Origin of the sequence: Verrucosispora sp. WMMC514, assembly GCF_027497295.1 — a bacterium.
Classification (GTDB): domain Bacteria; phylum Actinomycetota; class Actinomycetes; order Mycobacteriales; family Micromonosporaceae; genus Micromonospora; species Micromonospora palythoicola.
The window spans coordinates 2,793,662-2,808,343 of sequence record NZ_CP114906.1; the positions used below are offsets into that span (position 1 = coordinate 2,793,662).

The 14,682-nt window shown below is 72.2% G+C and carries 17 protein-coding genes; 6 read left to right on the forward strand and 11 right to left on the reverse strand.

Going from position 1 to position 14,682, the window contains the following annotated elements; translation table 11 throughout:
* Window positions 1-34: 34 nt before the first annotated feature.
* The gene (locus tag O7597_RS12480) at window positions 35-673 is read left to right on the forward strand and encodes a TetR/AcrR family transcriptional regulator (protein ID WP_281582785.1); all 639 of its coding nucleotides are present in this window, start codon (window positions 35-37) and stop codon (window positions 671-673) included.
* 11 nt (window positions 674-684) lie between these two features.
* Here the strand turns inward: O7597_RS12480 and O7597_RS12485 are convergent, their stop codons facing one another.
* The 7 genes from O7597_RS12485 to O7597_RS12515 all read right to left on the reverse strand — a co-directional run bounded on the left by O7597_RS12485 (window position 685) and on the right by O7597_RS12515 (window position 8,068).
* Window positions 685-1,299, reverse strand: a complete 615-nt coding sequence (locus tag O7597_RS12485) for a DedA family protein (RefSeq protein WP_281582786.1) — start codon at window positions 1,297-1,299, stop codon at window positions 685-687.
* A 54-nt stretch (window positions 1,300-1,353) separates the two neighbouring features.
* The gene (locus tag O7597_RS12490; RefSeq protein WP_281583242.1) at window positions 1,354-2,643 is read right to left on the reverse strand and encodes an adenylosuccinate synthetase; all 1,290 of its coding nucleotides are present in this window, start codon (window positions 2,641-2,643) and stop codon (window positions 1,354-1,356) included.
* 119 nt (window positions 2,644-2,762) lie between these two features.
* Window positions 2,763-3,722: a hypothetical protein gene (locus O7597_RS12495; protein ID WP_281582787.1), complete on the reverse strand. Its 960-nt coding sequence runs from the start codon at window positions 3,720-3,722 to the stop codon at window positions 2,763-2,765.
* A gap of 10 nt (window positions 3,723-3,732) precedes the next feature.
* Window positions 3,733-4,707: a serine/threonine protein kinase gene (locus O7597_RS12500; protein ID WP_281582788.1), complete on the reverse strand. Its 975-nt coding sequence runs from the start codon at window positions 4,705-4,707 to the stop codon at window positions 3,733-3,735.
* Window positions 4,704-5,456, reverse strand: coding sequence for an NUDIX domain-containing protein (locus O7597_RS12505; RefSeq protein WP_281582789.1), 753 nt, complete (start codon window positions 5,454-5,456; stop codon window positions 4,704-4,706). Before O7597_RS12505 ends, O7597_RS12500 begins: the two co-directional genes overlap by 4 nt.
* Window positions 5,457-5,540: 84 nt before the next feature.
* Window positions 5,541-6,386, reverse strand: coding sequence for a MaoC/PaaZ C-terminal domain-containing protein (locus O7597_RS12510; protein ID WP_281583243.1), 846 nt, complete (start codon window positions 6,384-6,386; stop codon window positions 5,541-5,543).
* 308 nt (window positions 6,387-6,694) lie between these two features.
* A complete protein-coding gene (locus O7597_RS12515) occupies window positions 6,695-8,068 on the reverse strand; it encodes a 3-oxoacyl-ACP reductase (RefSeq protein ID WP_281582790.1) in 1,374 nt (457 codons plus the stop codon).
* 54 nt (window positions 8,069-8,122) lie between these two features.
* Between O7597_RS12515 and O7597_RS12520 the strand changes: the two genes are divergently transcribed.
* Window positions 8,123-9,415 carry an acetyl-CoA C-acetyltransferase gene (locus tag O7597_RS12520; protein ID WP_281582791.1) on the forward strand — a complete coding sequence of 431 codons (1,293 nt, stop codon included), beginning with the start codon at window positions 8,123-8,125 and terminating at the stop codon, window positions 9,413-9,415.
* 98 nt (window positions 9,416-9,513) lie between these two features.
* On the forward strand, window positions 9,514-9,741 hold the full coding sequence (locus O7597_RS12525; RefSeq protein WP_269740407.1) for a hypothetical protein: 228 nt from the start codon (window positions 9,514-9,516) through the stop codon (window positions 9,739-9,741).
* A 20-nt stretch (window positions 9,742-9,761) separates the two neighbouring features.
* Here the strand turns inward: O7597_RS12525 and O7597_RS12530 are convergent, their stop codons facing one another.
* Both O7597_RS12530 and O7597_RS12535 read right to left on the reverse strand, forming a co-directional pair.
* Window positions 9,762-10,187, reverse strand: coding sequence for a PIN domain nuclease (locus tag O7597_RS12530; protein WP_269740406.1), 426 nt, complete (start codon window positions 10,185-10,187; stop codon window positions 9,762-9,764).
* The gene (locus tag O7597_RS12535; protein ID WP_269740405.1) at window positions 10,184-10,393 is read right to left on the reverse strand and encodes a type II toxin-antitoxin system VapB family antitoxin; all 210 of its coding nucleotides are present in this window, start codon (window positions 10,391-10,393) and stop codon (window positions 10,184-10,186) included. The genes O7597_RS12530 and O7597_RS12535 overlap by 4 nt, the downstream gene beginning before the upstream one ends.
* Before the next feature lie 90 nt (window positions 10,394-10,483).
* Here O7597_RS12535 and purB point away from each other — a divergent pair, with 90 nt between their 5' ends.
* Window positions 10,484-11,908: an adenylosuccinate lyase gene (gene purB, locus O7597_RS12540; RefSeq protein WP_269740404.1), complete on the forward strand. Its 1,425-nt coding sequence runs from the start codon at window positions 10,484-10,486 to the stop codon at window positions 11,906-11,908.
* 105 nt (window positions 11,909-12,013) lie between these two features.
* Here the strand turns inward: purB and O7597_RS12545 are convergent, their stop codons facing one another.
* The gene (locus O7597_RS12545) at window positions 12,014-12,577 is read right to left on the reverse strand and encodes a YbjQ family protein (protein WP_269740403.1); all 564 of its coding nucleotides are present in this window, start codon (window positions 12,575-12,577) and stop codon (window positions 12,014-12,016) included.
* Between the two features lie 25 nt (window positions 12,578-12,602).
* On the reverse strand, window positions 12,603-13,283 hold the full coding sequence (locus O7597_RS12550; protein ID WP_269740402.1) for a trypsin-like serine protease: 681 nt from the start codon (window positions 13,281-13,283) through the stop codon (window positions 12,603-12,605).
* Between the two features lie 393 nt (window positions 13,284-13,676).
* Here O7597_RS12550 and purS point away from each other — a divergent pair, with 393 nt between their 5' ends.
* Both purS and purQ read left to right on the forward strand, forming a co-directional pair.
* Window positions 13,677-13,940, forward strand: a complete 264-nt coding sequence (gene purS, locus O7597_RS12555) for a phosphoribosylformylglycinamidine synthase subunit PurS (protein ID WP_281582792.1) — start codon at window positions 13,677-13,679, stop codon at window positions 13,938-13,940.
* Window positions 13,937-14,620, forward strand: a complete 684-nt coding sequence (gene purQ, locus O7597_RS12560; protein ID WP_269740401.1) for a phosphoribosylformylglycinamidine synthase subunit PurQ — start codon at window positions 13,937-13,939, stop codon at window positions 14,618-14,620. Before purS ends, purQ begins: the two co-directional genes overlap by 4 nt.
* The last annotated feature ends 62 nt before the right edge of the window (window positions 14,621-14,682 follow it).

Here is a 14,682-nt window from a genome sequence, read left to right on the forward strand (position 1 = left end):
CGTAACCTTACGCACGAGTAGGTATGCTCGCAAGGTGTCCACCGGTCCCGCCTTCAAGCGCCTCCCGCGCGCCGTACGGCAGCAGCAGATGCTCGACTCCGCGGTACGGATCTTCTCCCGGCGCGGGTACCACGGCGCCAGCATGGACGAGATCGCCGAGGTGGCGGGCATCTCCAAGCCCATGGTGTACGCGTACCTGGGCACCAAGGAGGAACTCTTCGTCGCCTGCCTGCACCGTGAGGGCACCCGGATGATGGAGGCCATCGCCGGAGCCGCCGCCCCCGACCTGCCCGCCGACGAGCGACTCTGGCGCGGACTACGGGCGTTCCTCGGCTTCGTCGGCGCGCACCGGGACGGCTGGGCGGTGCTCTACCGGCAGGCCCGCGCCGAGCAGCCCTTCGCGCGTGAGCTGACCGTCATGCGGGCCCGGCTGGTGGAGGTGGTCGCCGGGATGCTCGACCACGCGCTGCGCGCCGAGGGGCGCGAGGTGGCCGACACCGAGCTGGAGGTGGTCGCGTACGCGCTGGTCGGTGCGAGCGAGTCACTGGCCGACTGGCTGGCCGACCATCCGGAGGCCGACCCGGAGAAGACCGCCACCCAGATGATGAACGTCGCCTGGCTCGGCGCCGGGCAACTGCTGCACGGCCTGACCTGGCGTCCGCCCGTGGCCTGACCGGCCGGGCCTCAGCGCCGGGCGGCCCGGTGGTGGGCCCGGCGGCGCAGCCCGCGTGCCACTTGCACCAGCAACGTGACCGCGACCGACAGGCCGATGCCGGCCAGGATCCCGTAGATCGGTTCACGCTCGAAGGCCAGCCCGCCGACGAGGCCGAGCAGCACGCAGTACAGCGCCCACGTCCCGCCGCCGATCAGGTCGTAGAGCAGAAACGGGCGCAGTGGGTAGCGCACCGCCCCCATGGTCAGGGTGACCGCCGTCCGCCCGCCGGGCAGGTACCGGGCGGAGGTCAGGATGACGCCGCCGTGCCGGCACACCGCCCGCCGGGCCCACTGCGATCCGGCCCGGCGTCGGCTGTTCTCGGGGGAGCGATCCAGCCGACGCGAGCCGCCGCCGCGCCCGATGGCGTAGGAGACGTGGTCGCCGAGCACGGCACCGAGCATGGTCACCACGAACACCACCACCAGGTTCGGCTCGCCGCCGGTGGCGAGGACGGTGGCGGTGATGACCGCCGCCTCGGCCGGCACCAGCGGGAGGACCGCGTCGACAGCGGTGAGCCCGAACAGCAGCAGATACACCCACGGCGAGGTGAGCGTGTGCCGGAGCAGGTCGAGCGCGGCCTCCATGGCTACATGCTCGCTGCCGGGCGGAGGCACCGGGCCGGGACGGACGGATCACCGCTAATGGGGCCTTCCACCCGTTGCCACCGTCGACCGGGTGACCGCGCCGCGTCCCGCATGGTTGGCGTCGAGCCGAACCGCCTTGTCCTCGGCGGTGGGCCCGTGGGAGGTGAGCACCACGGGTACGCCCAGCGCCTGCTCGACCGCCGTGGGCCAGTCGACCGGCGACGGAGCGTCGTACACCGGTCTGGCCCGCAGCAGGCGGGTGGTGAGCGCCGCCTGCCGGTCGAGGTCGCCGGGTGGGCCGGGCGCCAGCCCGTCCGGGTCGGTGTAGCGGTGGCAGATCCGCAGGTCGAGACCCTGACCGACGAGATCCAGGTGGGTCAGCGCCAGGCCGTCGACCCCACCGGCGGCCGCCAGGGCGTACGCGTGGGCGACGGCGTCGAAGTGACCGAACCGGAAACGGCCCTGCCACGGGTTCGTCGGATTGTGCGGATCGGTCAACCCGAGCGCCGGATCCTCGGTCACCAGCGGGCCCGGCCCGTGCCGGGTGGTGACCGTGCGCAGCACGCCCAGCCGGGTCGCCGATCCGGCCAGCCCGGCCTCGGCCAGCAGTGCCTCCGCGTTGGCGGCGGTGGTGGTGCTCCACGTGGTGTACGGGTGGAAGCCGTGCCACTCGTCCAGCAGCACCCCCTGCGCGCCCTCGAACACGCAGGTGCCGGCGCGCAGCTCCGCGACGAGCCAGCTCCGGTCCACGATTTCCACCCGCTCGGCGAAGGCCCGGTACGCGGGCAGGCAGTCGGCGACCGGCGGGGCGTCCAGCGGGCCGAGTTCGGCGCTGAGCCGGTCCCGCAGCACGGTCAGCCGGCGGCGCAGCAACTCCGGGCTGCGGCAGTCCGCCACCCGGGGCGCCTGGTCGGGGTGGGCGAGACCGTACGCGACGGCCTCGCCCACCCCCAGCCCGCAGGAACCGTGCCGGTCGGCTCCACGGGCCAGTTCCCGGGCCCGGTTGGCGGCCCGGTGGTAAGGGGTGGCCAGCAGCGCCGCACCGTCCACGGTCAGTCGGTCGAGCGCGTCGGGCACCCCGACGGCGGCGAGGTGGTCCGCCTCGGCGGCCAGGGCCAGCGGGTCCACCACCACGTGCCGGGACAGGTGGGTGCGTACCCCGGGCCGGAAGGTGCCCGCGCCGAACTGGGCGAACGTGTGGTGCCGGCCGTCGCGCAGCACGACGTTGTGTGCCGCCTGCGCACCCCCGTTGAACCGCACCACCGTCCGTACCGGCCGGGTCGCGCAGAGCCAGTCGACGACGGTGCCCTTCCCCGCGTCGCCGTACCCGAGGTCGACCACGATCACGTGCTGGTCGTGCGGCCCCCTCGCCGCCGACCCGCCCGTCGACCACCGACCCGCCACGGCGTCCGCCGGCTCGCCGGTCACCCTGCCGCCCGGGACCACACCCGCCGCCGTCCGGGTCACAGCCGGACCACTCCGCGACCGGTGGTCCGACCGGTCGGCAGCTCCGACACCTCGGCCCGCGAACTTCCGCCCAACCGGGCGAGCGCCTGCGACACCGTGCCGGTGGCGGACGAACCGGCCCGGTCCAGGTCCCGCAGGCCCTGGTCAAGGTCGATCGCCTGCTCGCCGAGACCGACGGTGAGCGCGATGGTCTCGCAGACCGCGGCCAGGTCGTCCAGCTCCAGAGCCTGCTGGCCGAGCAGGTCGCGCCAGAAGTCGAGCACCCGGCGGTTGCCGGAGTAGTGGCTGCCGGCGGGCAGCAGGTAGTAGGTGTCCCAGCGGCGGGTGACCTCGTCGACGATCTGCCGCATCGGCACGTCCTCGCCCAGGTCGTCGCCGATGAGCCGGGCCACCTCGCCCGACTTCACCCGCGGGTACGCCAGTTCGTCGCCGATGACGAACAGGTAGCCGCGCCGGCCCCGCTTCTCCCAGCTGTCGGTGACCGTGTGCCGGGCCATGAAGTACAGCGCCAGCTCGTACGACTCCCGCATCTGGCCGCCGCCGCCACCCTCCAGCACGATCCGACCGAGATCGTCGTCCATCCGGTTGTCGGACTCGAACTGCCCCACCTGCAACGGCACCCGGTCACAGGTGGCGTCGCCGATCGCGCCGAACATGATCTGCGGGTCGCGGGCGTAGCCCTGGCGCAGCAGCAGCCCCAGCAACTGCGGCAGCTTGGCCTGGAGGACGCGGGGCACGTGCCCCATCGAGCCGGTCACGTCGAACAGGACCGCGACGGGGGTCGACCGCGGGTGTTCCGCGCTGTCCCGGCTCTCCCGGACCGCGCCGCGCGGGTCCAGCGCCGGGTGCACCACCCGGGCCCCGCTGTCGCTGTAGGAGAAGGCGCTGGTGCCGGTGGCCCGGCGGTAGCGGTCGGCGGCGTCGTACACATCGGTGGACCATGCTCCGCTGCCCATGGCAGCCTCCTTAGGGGTTGAGGGTGAAGGGGCGGAAGGTGCGCGGCCCGTAGAGGTGGTGCAGCACCTCGTCGAGTTCGCGCAGCAGCAGCCAGGCGTCGTCGGGGCGGGCCCGCAGGAGCCGTTGCCGGCAGCCCCGGGCGAAGTCGAGCAGCTGGCGTGGGGCGTCGCGGTTCAGCAGCCAGGTCATGCAGCGGGTGGCCATGAAGATGTCGGTGCCGGGCCCGCACGGGCCCCGGTCGGGCACCTCGGGCGGGTACCAGGTGTCGTGGTCGGGCACCATCGCCGGCACCCGGCCGCCCGGCACGGTGGAGAAGCACCAGTCGACGAGCACCAGGCCGTGGGCGGCGGGGTCGATCAGCACGTGTGACGGCAGCACCGCACCGTGCACCAGACCCGCGCGGTGGGCCAGGCCGAGGGCGACCAGGAGCCGCCGCCACATCCACGCCACGTCCCGGCCGTCCAGCCCGTCCGGATAGGCGCGCCGCACCTCGACCAGGCTGTGCAGCCCGGGCGCGGTGCCGAGCACGGTGATCCGGCGTTCCGCACCGGTGTCGGCGTCGCGGTGGGTGAAGCTGTCGACCAGCCGGGGGACGTACGGCAGCCAGCGCGGGTCACCCCGTTCGGCGAGCGTGCGCAGGGCCCGTTGCTCGCGCACCATCAGGTCGTTGTCGGCCGCGTCGCGCGGCAACTTGAGCAACCGGTCCGCACCGACGTCGTACAGGTCGGCGAGGTCGCCGGAGTACGCGGGCCGCCCGCACCGGTAACCGTGCAGCACGGTGACCCGCCGGGCCCGCCAGCGGCTGGTGACCCGGAGAAAGGCGGCGGTGGCGGCCGCCCGGATCCCCGGACCGGCCCAGCCGAGCCGGTCCGGGTGCAGGGCGCCGACGAGTTCCCGGTAGCGCCGCTCCGGCGCGTCGCCACCGAACAGTTCGTCGTCGTCACGGGCGGTGGTCACCAGGCGGATCGCCTCGTCGGTGGTCATCGCACCGTCTCCTCGCGTGCCGGGCGCAGCAGCGCCGGGTGCAGCAGCCGGGCGTCGCCGGCCCGGTAGAGCCGGGCCCGCGGGCCGCCCCGGGTGCCGCCGCGTTCGGTGCTGGCACCGGTGCTCTCCACGAAGCCCGGCACCGAGAGCACCTTGCGGTGGAAGTTGCCGGCGTGCAGCTGGTGCCCCCAGACCGTCTCGTAGACGGCCCGCAGCTCCCCGATGGTGAACTCGGTCGCGAGGAAGCGGGTGGCCAGCGGGGTGTATTCCAGTTTGGCGCGCGCCCGTTCCAGCCCGTCGGCGACGATCTGGCCGTGGTCGAAGGCGAGCTGCCGGTTGGTCAGCTCGGCGACCGGCACCCAGACCGCCTCGTCGGCGTCGGTGCCGGCCGTCGCGTCCGGCAGGTCGGGCGCGAAGGCGAGATGGGCGATCGAGACGATCCGCATCCGGGGGTCGCGGTCGGGCGCGCCGTAGGAGGCCAACTGCTCGACGTGGACGCGACGGAGGGGCTCGCCGTCGAGACCGGTCTCCTCGGCCAGCTCTCGCCGGGCGGCGGCCACCAGGTCCTCGTCCGGCCGGACGAAACCGCCGGGAAGGGCCCAGAGGCCGGCGTGCGGCTGCTCGCCCCGGCGAATCAGCAGCAGGTGCAGAGCGCCGTCGCGGATGGTCAGGGCGACGATGTCGACGGTGACTGCGACCGCCGGGTAGGCGTGCGGGTCGTAGGCGGCGAGGAAATCCTGCTCGTTCACGCTCGGTCACTCTCAATCAGAGAACATCTCGACTTGAGAAGAACCTAGCGGAAAAGACAGGGCCGGGCAAGTGCCCGGCCCCGCTCAGCGGATGGTGCCCACCAGGTGTGGGCGACCCCGTCGGTCGTGCAGGCTGAAATCCCAGCCCGAATCGAGCGGGGTGGCGCTGAAGGCCACCACGCCGGGCAGCGGCACCGGCAGCTTGAACGCCACGTCCACCGTGTACGCGTCGGGCAGCCGGCTCTCCAGTGCCGCGAGACACCGGGCCTTGCTCCACATGCCGTGCGCGATCGGTCGGGGGAAGCCGAGCAGCCGCGCGCCCAGCCGCGAGGTGTGGATCGGGTTGTGGTCGCCGGAGACCCGCGCGTAGTCCGTACCCACCCGGGGCGTGACAGGCCAGCGGGCGGTGGCGGCCGGCGGTGGGGTTCGCTCACCCTGGTCGCGCCGCTCACCGCCGTCCGGGGTGCGCTGCCGGCCGAGGTACGTCGAGACGCCGCGCCACACCTCCTCGCCACCGACCGACCCGACGAGTACGACGTCCACCTGCCGCCCCCGGTCGTGCGGACGCAGATTCTCCGCCCAGGTGGTGAAGTCCAGTCGGTCGGTGACGGTGACCGGTCGGCGCACCGTGATCCGGTTGCCGACGTGCACCACTCCGGTCAGCGGGATCGGGAACTCCGGCGCGGTGATCAGACGCAGCGCCAGCGGAAAGCCCATGACGTGCGGAAAGGTCGCGGGCAGCCGGTCGGCGAGGCGGAACCCGCAGACCCGGTCGTAGTCGGCCAGCCGCTCCGGATCCACCGGCACGCCGTTCACCGCCAGTTCCACCGCCGGCACCGTCTCACCGCGCCGCCCACCCAGCCCTGGCAGCGCGTGCAGCAACGCCCGCCGGTACAGCGGCCCGGCCGCCGGCAACCGGGGCAACTCCACCCGGGCCCGCGCCGCCGGATCCCCGCTCGCCGGCGGGCCGGTCGGGACGCCGCCGCTGGTGCCGGTCCGGCGCGTGCCGGCGGACGTCGACGCCGCCGGATCCGCCGTAGGTGAGACGGTCGGCGCGTCGCCACCGCCGGCCGGAGCGTGGCCGGACAGGTCACGGGTCTTCTCCAGGTCCGCGTCGCCGGCCGCGCCGGCGAGCGCGGCGGCCCGGATCTCCGGGGTCAGGATCTCGGTCGGCCCGTCGATCAGCTCACCGACCGACAGGTCGTCGGCCGGCTCGTCACCACGTCTACGCCTGGCCATCACGCCCCCAGCAGGCTCTGGCCGCAGACCCGGACCACGTTGCCGCTGACCGCACCGGAGGCCGGCCAGGCGAGCCAGCCGATGGTCTCGGCGACGTCCACCGGCAACCCGCCCTGCGAGAGGCTGTTCATCCGGCGGCCGGCCTCCCGCAGCACCAGCGGGATCCGGGCGGTCAGCCGGGTCTCGATGAATCCGGGGGCGACCGCGTTGACGCTGATCTGCCGCTCGCGCAACGCCGGGGCGAGCGAGTCGACCAGCCCGACGACCCCGGCCTTGCTGGTGGCGTAGTTGGTCTGGCCCCGGTTGCCGGCGATCCCGGCGATCGAGGAGACACCGATGATCCGCCCGCCGGCCGGGATCAACCCGCGCTCCAGCAGCAGGTCGTTGATCCGTTCCTGGCTGGACAGGTTGACGTCGATGACCTGGTCCCACCGGTCGGCGTCCATCCGGCCGAGGGTCTTGTCCCGGGTGATGCCGGCGTTGTGCACCACCACGTCCACCCGGCCGTGCCGGTTGGCCAGGTGCTCGGCGAGCCGGACCGGTGCGTCGGCGGCGGTCAGGTCGAGCTGCACCGCACTGCCGCCGATCTCGTTGGCCACCGCGGCCAACTCGTCTCCGGCGGCCGGGATGTCCAGTGCCACCACGGTCGCCCCGTCGCGGGCCAGCACCCGGGCCAGCGCCGCACCGATGCCTCGGGCCGCACCGGTGACCAGCACCACCTGCCCGTCGAGTGGGCGGTCCCAGTCGGCCGGAACGGTGGCCTGGCCCGCGCCGACCCGGATCACCTGTCCCGACACGTACGCGGAGCGGCCCGACAGCAGGAACCGCAGGGTCCCCTCAAGGCTGGTCCAGGTCCCCTCGTCGGCGTTGCGCGTGACGTACACCAGCTGTGCGGTGATGCCCCGGCCGAACTCCTTGCCGATGCTGCGGGTCAACCCCTCCAGGGCCCGTTGGGCGGTCGCCTCGCGGGGCGTGCCGCACTCGGCCGGCGGGGTGCCCAGCACGATCACCCGGCCGCTGGGCTGCACCGCCCGGGCCTGCGGGTGGAAGAAGTCGTAGAGCTGGCGCAGCTGTGACGACTCGGTGATGCCGGTAGCGTCGAAGACGAGGGCGGCACTTTCCGGCGTACGACCGGTTGCCGGATCGGGCACGGCGGTGGCCGGGTCGCGCAGCGCGAGCCCGGCGGCGGCCAGGGCCTTGCCGACCGGTTCGGCGAGCCGCCCGCCGGTGGCCGCACCGAGCAGGACCAGCCCGGGCAGAATCGGCTCGCCGGGTGCGTGCCGGCGCAGTCGCGGCGGATCGGGCAGCCCGAGGCGCTTGACCAGCGCCCGCCCGGCCCCCGACTGGACGAAGCTCGCATACCTGTCGGTCATAGGCGTAGCCTACTGGTGAGTAGGGTGTGGGCAACACTTTCGAGGAGGCGGATCGTGCAGAACGTTCGACGGGTCGCGGTCATCGGCGGCAACCGGATCCCCTTCGCCCGCTCCAACTCGCGCTACGCCAGCGCCTCCAACTCCGACATGCTCGGTGCCGCGCTGGACGGGCTGATCGCCCGGTTCGGTCTGGCCGGGCAGCGGGTCGGCGAGGTCGTCGCCGGTGCGGTGCTCAAGCACTCGAAGGACTTCAACCTCACCCGCGAGGTGGTGCTCGGCTCGAAGCTCGACCCGCGCACCCCGGCGTACGACATCCAGCAGGCCTGCGGCACCGGGCTGGAGGCCGTCATCCTGGTCGCCAACAAGATCGCCCTCGGTCAGCTCGACGTCGGCATCGCCGGTGGCGTCGACACCACCTCCGACGCGCCGCTCGCGGTGAACGAGGACATGCGCCGCACCCTGCTCAAGCTCAACTCCGCCCGCACCCTCGGCGAGCGGCTGCGGATCGCGGCGAAGCTGCGCCCGGCCCAGCCGTTCAGGCCGGAGATCCCCCGCAACGCCGAGCCGCGTACCGGCCTGTCCATGGGTGAGCACGCCGCGCAGACCGCGCTGCGCTGGAACGTCGACCGGCAGGCGCAGGACGAGTTGGCGCTGCGGTCGCACCAGCGGCTGGCCGCCGCCTACGACAAGGGCTTCTTCGACGACCTGATGACCCCCTACCTGGGGCTGACCCGCGATGCGAACCTCCGCCCGGACACCACCCTGGAGAAGCTGGGCACGCTGCGGCCGGTCTTCGGCGCCAAGGGGCCGGACGCCGAACGGGCCACCATGACCGCCGGCAACTCCTCGCCGCTGACCGACGGCGCCTCCACCGTCCTGCTGGCCAGCGAGGACTGGGCGCGCGAGCACAACCTGCCCGTGCTGGCCTGGTTCTCCTGGTCCGAGACGGGCGCGGTGGACTTCGTGCACGGCGAGGAGGGGTTGCTGATGGCGCCCGCGTACGCGGTGCCCCGGCTGCTCGACCGGGCCGGGCTCACCCTCCAGGACTTCGACTACTACGAGATCCACGAGGCGTTCGCCTCGCAGGTGCTGGCGACCCTGGCGGCCTGGGAGTCACCGGAGTTCTGCAAGGACCGCCTCGGCCTGGACGCCCCGCTCGGCCCCATCGACACCGACAAGCTGAACGTCAACGGCTCGTCGCTGGCCGCCGGTCACCCGTTCGCCGCCACCGGCGGCCGGATCGTCGCCACCCTGGCCAAACTGCTCGCCGAAAAGGGCACCGGACGCGGCCTCATCTCCATCTGCGCCGCCGGCGGCCAGGGCGTAACCGCCATCCTGGAACGCTGACCCACCGGACGCCGGTCCGTCTGCTCCGGATCGGCCGTCCCGCCGCTGGGTGGTGGGACGGGCGTCGGTGCTCGCCCGCCCAGCAGAGCTGTCGCCTTGTGCTGCTGATGCATTCCGCCCCGGAGGACCCTGCGGACCGCGAGTACTTTCACCTGTTCTTCTCGGTGGCCCGCTGGCGCGGTGAGCCGTTCATCGCAGAGCCCGACAAGTGCAGTGAACTCTGTTGGGTGCAGGCTTCGGCGCTGCCGCCCGACCTGGTCGACTACGTCGGTGATGCCTTGGCGGCCATCACGCGCGAGGAGCCGTTGGCTCTCCGCGGATGGTGACCTGAACACAGATCGGCGGACTACTTGATGCTGCCGACGGGGGCCAACCATCGCATCGGCTGGCCGGTCACGTTCGCGATCTGGTCGAAGTCGCGGTCGTAGTGCAGCAGGGACAGCCCGTGATATTCGGCGGTTGCGGCGATCAGCAGGTCGACTGCTCCGGCTGAGCGGTGGGTGCCCCGGTCGGTCAACTCGCTCTGGATCTCGGCCGCCCGTTCGTAGCCCCGTTCCGACACCGGCACCCAACCGAACACGGTACGGAGCAGCTCCGTCAGTCGGGCGCGGTCGCTGGCCGAGCGGGCGGAGTAGAGGAATTCCAACTCGACCAGCGGGCAGACGGCGAGCAGGCCGGCGACGAGTGGCTGCTCCCAGCGATCCCGTACGGTCGGATCCCGCAGCAGCCGGACGAGCGCGCTGGTGTCGACGAGATATTCGGCGTAGCTCATGGCCGGTAGGTCGTCTTCTCCAACAGCTCGTCGAAATCGCCCGCCTGGGCCCGGTCGCTCAGCTCGGCGAGCGCCCGGGCGCGGCGCAACCGCGCCGCCGCTTCCCGAAGGGCGACGTTGACGGTGTCCTTCTTGGTCTTGGTGCCGAACGCGGCGGCGGCGTCGGCCAGCGCCTCGTCGTCGACGTCCACCAGGATCTTGGTCATCGAGCGCCCCCCTATATACGACTTGCGGAGCCAGTATATCCGGCTGGACCCGCTCGGGTAGCTGAGCCGCGATGACGCGAGAATGGCGGGGTGACGATGATTCCGAACGTGCTTGCCAATCGGTACGCCTCGCCCGAGCTGGTCACTCTCTGGTCGCCGGAGGAGAAGGTCCGGCTGGAACGGCGGCTCTGGCTGGCCGTGCTGCGGGCGCAACGGGATCTGGGTGTGCCGGTGCCGGACGGGGTGGTCGAGGCGTACGAGCGGGTGCTCGACGATGTCGACCTGGCCTCGATCGCGGCGCGGGAGCGGGTCACCCGGCACGACGTGAAGGCCCGGATCGAGGAGTTCAGCGCGCTCGCCGGGCACGAGCACGTGCACAAGGGGATGACCTCCCGGGATCTCACCGAGAACGTCGAGCAGCTCCAGGTGCGCCGCTCGCTGGAGCTGATCCGGGACCGGGTGGTGGCGACGCTGGCCCGGCTCGCCTGGCACGCCCACGAGTACGCCGACGTGGTGATGGCCGGCCGGTCGCACAACGTGGCGGCGCAGGCCACCACGCTGGGCAAGCGCTTCGCGTCGGCCGCCGAGGAGCTGCTGATCACGTACGAGCGGCTGGAGGACCTGATCGTCCGGTACCCGTTGCGGGGGATCAAGGGGCCGGTGGGCACCGCCGCCGACCAGCTGGATCTCTTCGACGGCGACGCGGCGAAGGTGGCCGAGCTGGAGCACCGGGTCGCCGAGCACCTCGGCTTCAGTCGGGTGCTGGGCAGCGTCGGGCAGGTCTACCCGCGCTCGCTCGACTTCGACGTGCTCTCCGCGCTGGCTCAGGTGGCCGCGGCACCGTCGTCGCTGGCCACCACGATCCGGTTGATGGTCGGTCAGGAGCTGGCCACCGAGGGCTTCAAGCCCGGCCAGGTCGGTTCCAGCGCGATGCCGCACAAGATGAACACCCGCTCGTCGGAGCGGGTCAACGGCTTCGCGGTGATCATCCGGGGCTACCTGTCGATGGTCGGCGAGTTGGCCGGTGACCAGTGGAACGAGGGTGACGTCTCCTGCTCGGTGGTGCGCCGGGTGGCCCTGCCGGACGCCTTCTTCGCCGCCGACGGGCTGTTCCAGACGTTCCTGACCGTGCTCGACGAGTTCGGCGCGTACCCGGCGGTGATCAACCGCGAGCTGGAGCGGTTCCTGCCGTTCCTGGCCACCACCAAGATCCTGGTGGCCGCCGTCCGTCGGGGCGTCGGCCGGGAGACCGCCCACGAAGCGATCAAGGAGCACGCGGTCGCGGTCGCCCTGGCCATGCGCGAGCAGGGCACCCCCGACAACGACCTCTTCGACCGCCTGGCCGCCGACCCTCGCCTGGGCCTGTCCCGCCCCGAGATCGACGCCCTGGTGGCCGACCGCGCCGCCTTCGTCGGCGCCACCCCCACCCAGATCCAGGCAGTCACCGCCAGAATCACCAAGATCGTCGAAGCCCACCCCCAAGCCGCCACCTACTCCCCACCCCCCATCCTCTGACTCGGCGCCCCGGGGACATCTCTCGTTGATCATGAAGTTGTTGTCGCGCCACGCCGGACGGGGTGGCAACAACTTCATGATCAACGCGACTGAAGGTGGGTGGGGTCAGTCGCGGGTGGGGGTTTCGGGGGCGGTGCCGAGGGTGGGGGCGCTGGGGGGCTCGGCGATCTTGCCGGGTTCCTCGGCGAAGGCTGGTTCCTGGGCCGTCTCGGCAGCAACCAGGGGCTGGTCGGGGGGCATCACGTCGGGGACCTTGGGGACCACGATGACGGCGGTGCCGTAGGCGCAGATCTCCATCCACATCTCGCCGCAGTCGCGACTGTCGAATCGCATCCCCACCACCGCGTTCGCGCCGAGCCGCCGGGCCTCCTCGCCGAGGCGGGCCACCGAGTCGGTACGCCAGCGGGTGAGGTTGTCCGGCGCCATCGGGTCGTACGCGCCACCGCGCAGGTTCTTCACCCCTTCGCGGTACGGGTTACGGGTCCTGGCCATGGAGGAGACCACCTCGCCGAGGATCTGGCGGATCTCGTAGCCGGGAAGTTGATCCGTCGTCACGACCAGCACGATTCCGATGCTGGCAGGCCCGGGTGCGGCACATCGTGAGCCTTGTTCACCTGCTCGGATGCTGAAAAACCGCGCGGCGCGGACGGCAGGCGCAGGGCCCACCATCCGCGCCGCCACGGGCGCTAACGCGTCAGACGCCGGAAACGGACCGGATCCAGGCACGGTTGTACGCGACGCTGCCGTAGTTCTGGATGCTCTGGCCGTCGGCGGTGGAGGCCACGCCGACCTGCTGGCCGTTGTAGAACTGCGGTCCGCCCGAGTCGCCACGCCAGGCGTTGCCGTTGATCCGGGTGCTCCGGATCGCCTGCCCGCCGTACGCGTCACTCACGTTCGTGCTGGTGACCCGGACGCTCGCGGTCTTGAGCTGGCTCGACGCCGAGCAGCCGCTGTAGCAGGTCATGCCCCAGCCGTAGATCGAGTTGGTCGAGTTGACCGGCGGGTTGCTCGAGGCCAGCGTGACGTAGCTGGTGCTCACCGAGCTGGACAGGCGCATCAGGGCCAGGTCGTACCGGCCGTAGGTGGCGCTTACCGTGCGGGTGACACCACCGGAGGAGCGGTAGACGCTGCCCACCCGGACCGACATCGAGCCGCCGAGGCAGTGCCGTGCGGTGAGGACCCACTGCGGGGCGATGATCGTGCCGGAGCAGGTGAACGAGCCGTTGCTGAAGACCGCGGCGGCCCACGGCGCCGAGGAGACGGTGCCGCCGCCGATGATGAGGGGAGCGACGGGTGAGGCGACGGCGCCTGAACTGGCGCCCATCACCGCGGCCATGGCGGTGGCGAGGACCGCGAGCAGGGATCGGATGCGCATGGGACTCCTTCGGGGTTCCCAGGACCCGGGTTCACCGGGCCGGCCTGCGGTGACGGACGGGGGTGAGCCGCCACCGCGACGTCGTTACATCGACGTCTGACGATGTACCGTAGGGCTCGGTGAGGTGTTTCACAAGAGGTTCATTGAAACAGGGTGATGTAACAGCTCGATTTCCCGGCGCCAGGCCACTCGCGACCCGTCGGGCGCTGGCAACGAAGCCGTATCGGGATCGCAACGAACCCGTATCGGTCCCGATCGGTCCGTGCGGGCGGGGTCGAGCGGCGCTCCAGCGGCCTCCGGCCGGTGCGTCCGGCGCGGCATCTGCCAGGTAGGCTGGCTGCGCTCGCCCGTTGTGGGTCGGCACCCAACTGCGTACACAGTCAGGAGTGCCCAGTGCCTCGCGTCGTCGTCGACGTCATGCTCAAGCCCGAGATCCTCGATCCTCAGGGCCAGGCCGTCGCAAACGCGCTGCCCCGGCTCGGCGTCAACGACGTCGCCTCGGTACGGATCGGCAGGCGGATCGAGATCGACTTTACCGGTGAACCGGACCTGGACCGGGCCCGGGAGATCGCCGACAAGCTGCTCGCCAACCCGGTCATCGAGGACTTCACGGTCCGCGTGGTCGAGACCGACGAGCCCGCGGAAGCCCGACCGTGACCGCCCGGATCGGCGTGGTGACGTTCCCCGGCTCGCTCGACGACGGGGACGCCGCCCGGGCCGTACGGATCGCCGGCGCCGAACCGGTCCGTCTCTGGCACGGCGAGGCGGAGCTGCACGGGGTGGACGCGGTCGTCCTGCCGGGCGGCTTCTCCTACGGTGACTACCTGCGCTGCGGCGCCATCGCCCGGTTCGCGCCGGTGATGGAGAAGATCATCGACGCCGCCGGCGGCGGCCTGCCCGTGCTGGGCATCTGCAACGGCTTCCAGATCCTCTGCGAGGCGCACCTGCTGCCCGGGGCGCTCACCCGCAACCAGCACCTGCACTTCCGCAACCGCGACCAGATCCTGCGCATCGAGGCGACCGCCACCGCCTGGACGAACACGTTCCAGCCGGGCCAGGAGGTGTTGATCCCGGTCAAGAACGGCGAGGGTTGCTACGTGGCCGACCCGGCGACGTTGGACCAGCTGGAGGCCGAGGGCCGGGTCGTCGCCCGTTACGTCGGCGGCAACCCCAACGGATCGCAGCGCGACATCGCCGCGATCACCAACCAGGCCGGCAACGTGGTCGGCATCATGCCGCATCCCGAGCACGCGGTGGAGGCCCTCACCGGCCCCTCCCTCGACGGTCTCGGCTTCTTCACCTCGGTGCTCAAGCACCTGGTGGGGGCGCCGGCGTGACCGTGCGCGGCGGGATCATCGGTCGGCTCACCCGCCCGTCGGGCGGCGAGCGCAACAAGGAG

What these genes read in the sequence shown, in the direction of transcription:
- O7597_RS12485 (WP_281582786.1), bottom strand. Translation starts at nt 1,299, where the DNA reads ATGGAGGCCGCGCTCGACCTGCTCCGGCACACGCTCACCTCGCCGTGG.
- O7597_RS12495 (WP_281582787.1), bottom strand. Translation starts at nt 3,722, where the DNA reads ATGGGCAGCGGAGCATGGTCCACCGATGTGTACGACGCCGCCGACCGC.
- O7597_RS12500 (WP_281582788.1), bottom strand. Translation starts at nt 4,707, where the DNA reads ATGACCACCGACGAGGCGATCCGCCTGGTGACCACCGCCCGTGACGAC.
- O7597_RS12515 (WP_281582790.1), bottom strand. Translation starts at nt 8,068, where the DNA reads ATGACCGACAGGTATGCGAGCTTCGTCCAGTCGGGGGCCGGGCGGGCG.
- O7597_RS12530 (WP_269740406.1), bottom strand. Translation starts at nt 10,187, where the DNA reads ATGAGCTACGCCGAATATCTCGTCGACACCAGCGCGCTCGTCCGGCTG.
- O7597_RS12535 (WP_269740405.1), bottom strand. Translation starts at nt 10,393, where the DNA reads ATGACCAAGATCCTGGTGGACGTCGACGACGAGGCGCTGGCCGACGCC.
- O7597_RS12545 (WP_269740403.1), bottom strand. Translation starts at nt 12,577, where the DNA reads ATGGTGGGCCCTGCGCCTGCCGTCCGCGCCGCGCGGTTTTTCAGCATC.
- O7597_RS12550 (WP_269740402.1), bottom strand. Translation starts at nt 13,283, where the DNA reads ATGCGCATCCGATCCCTGCTCGCGGTCCTCGCCACCGCCATGGCCGCG.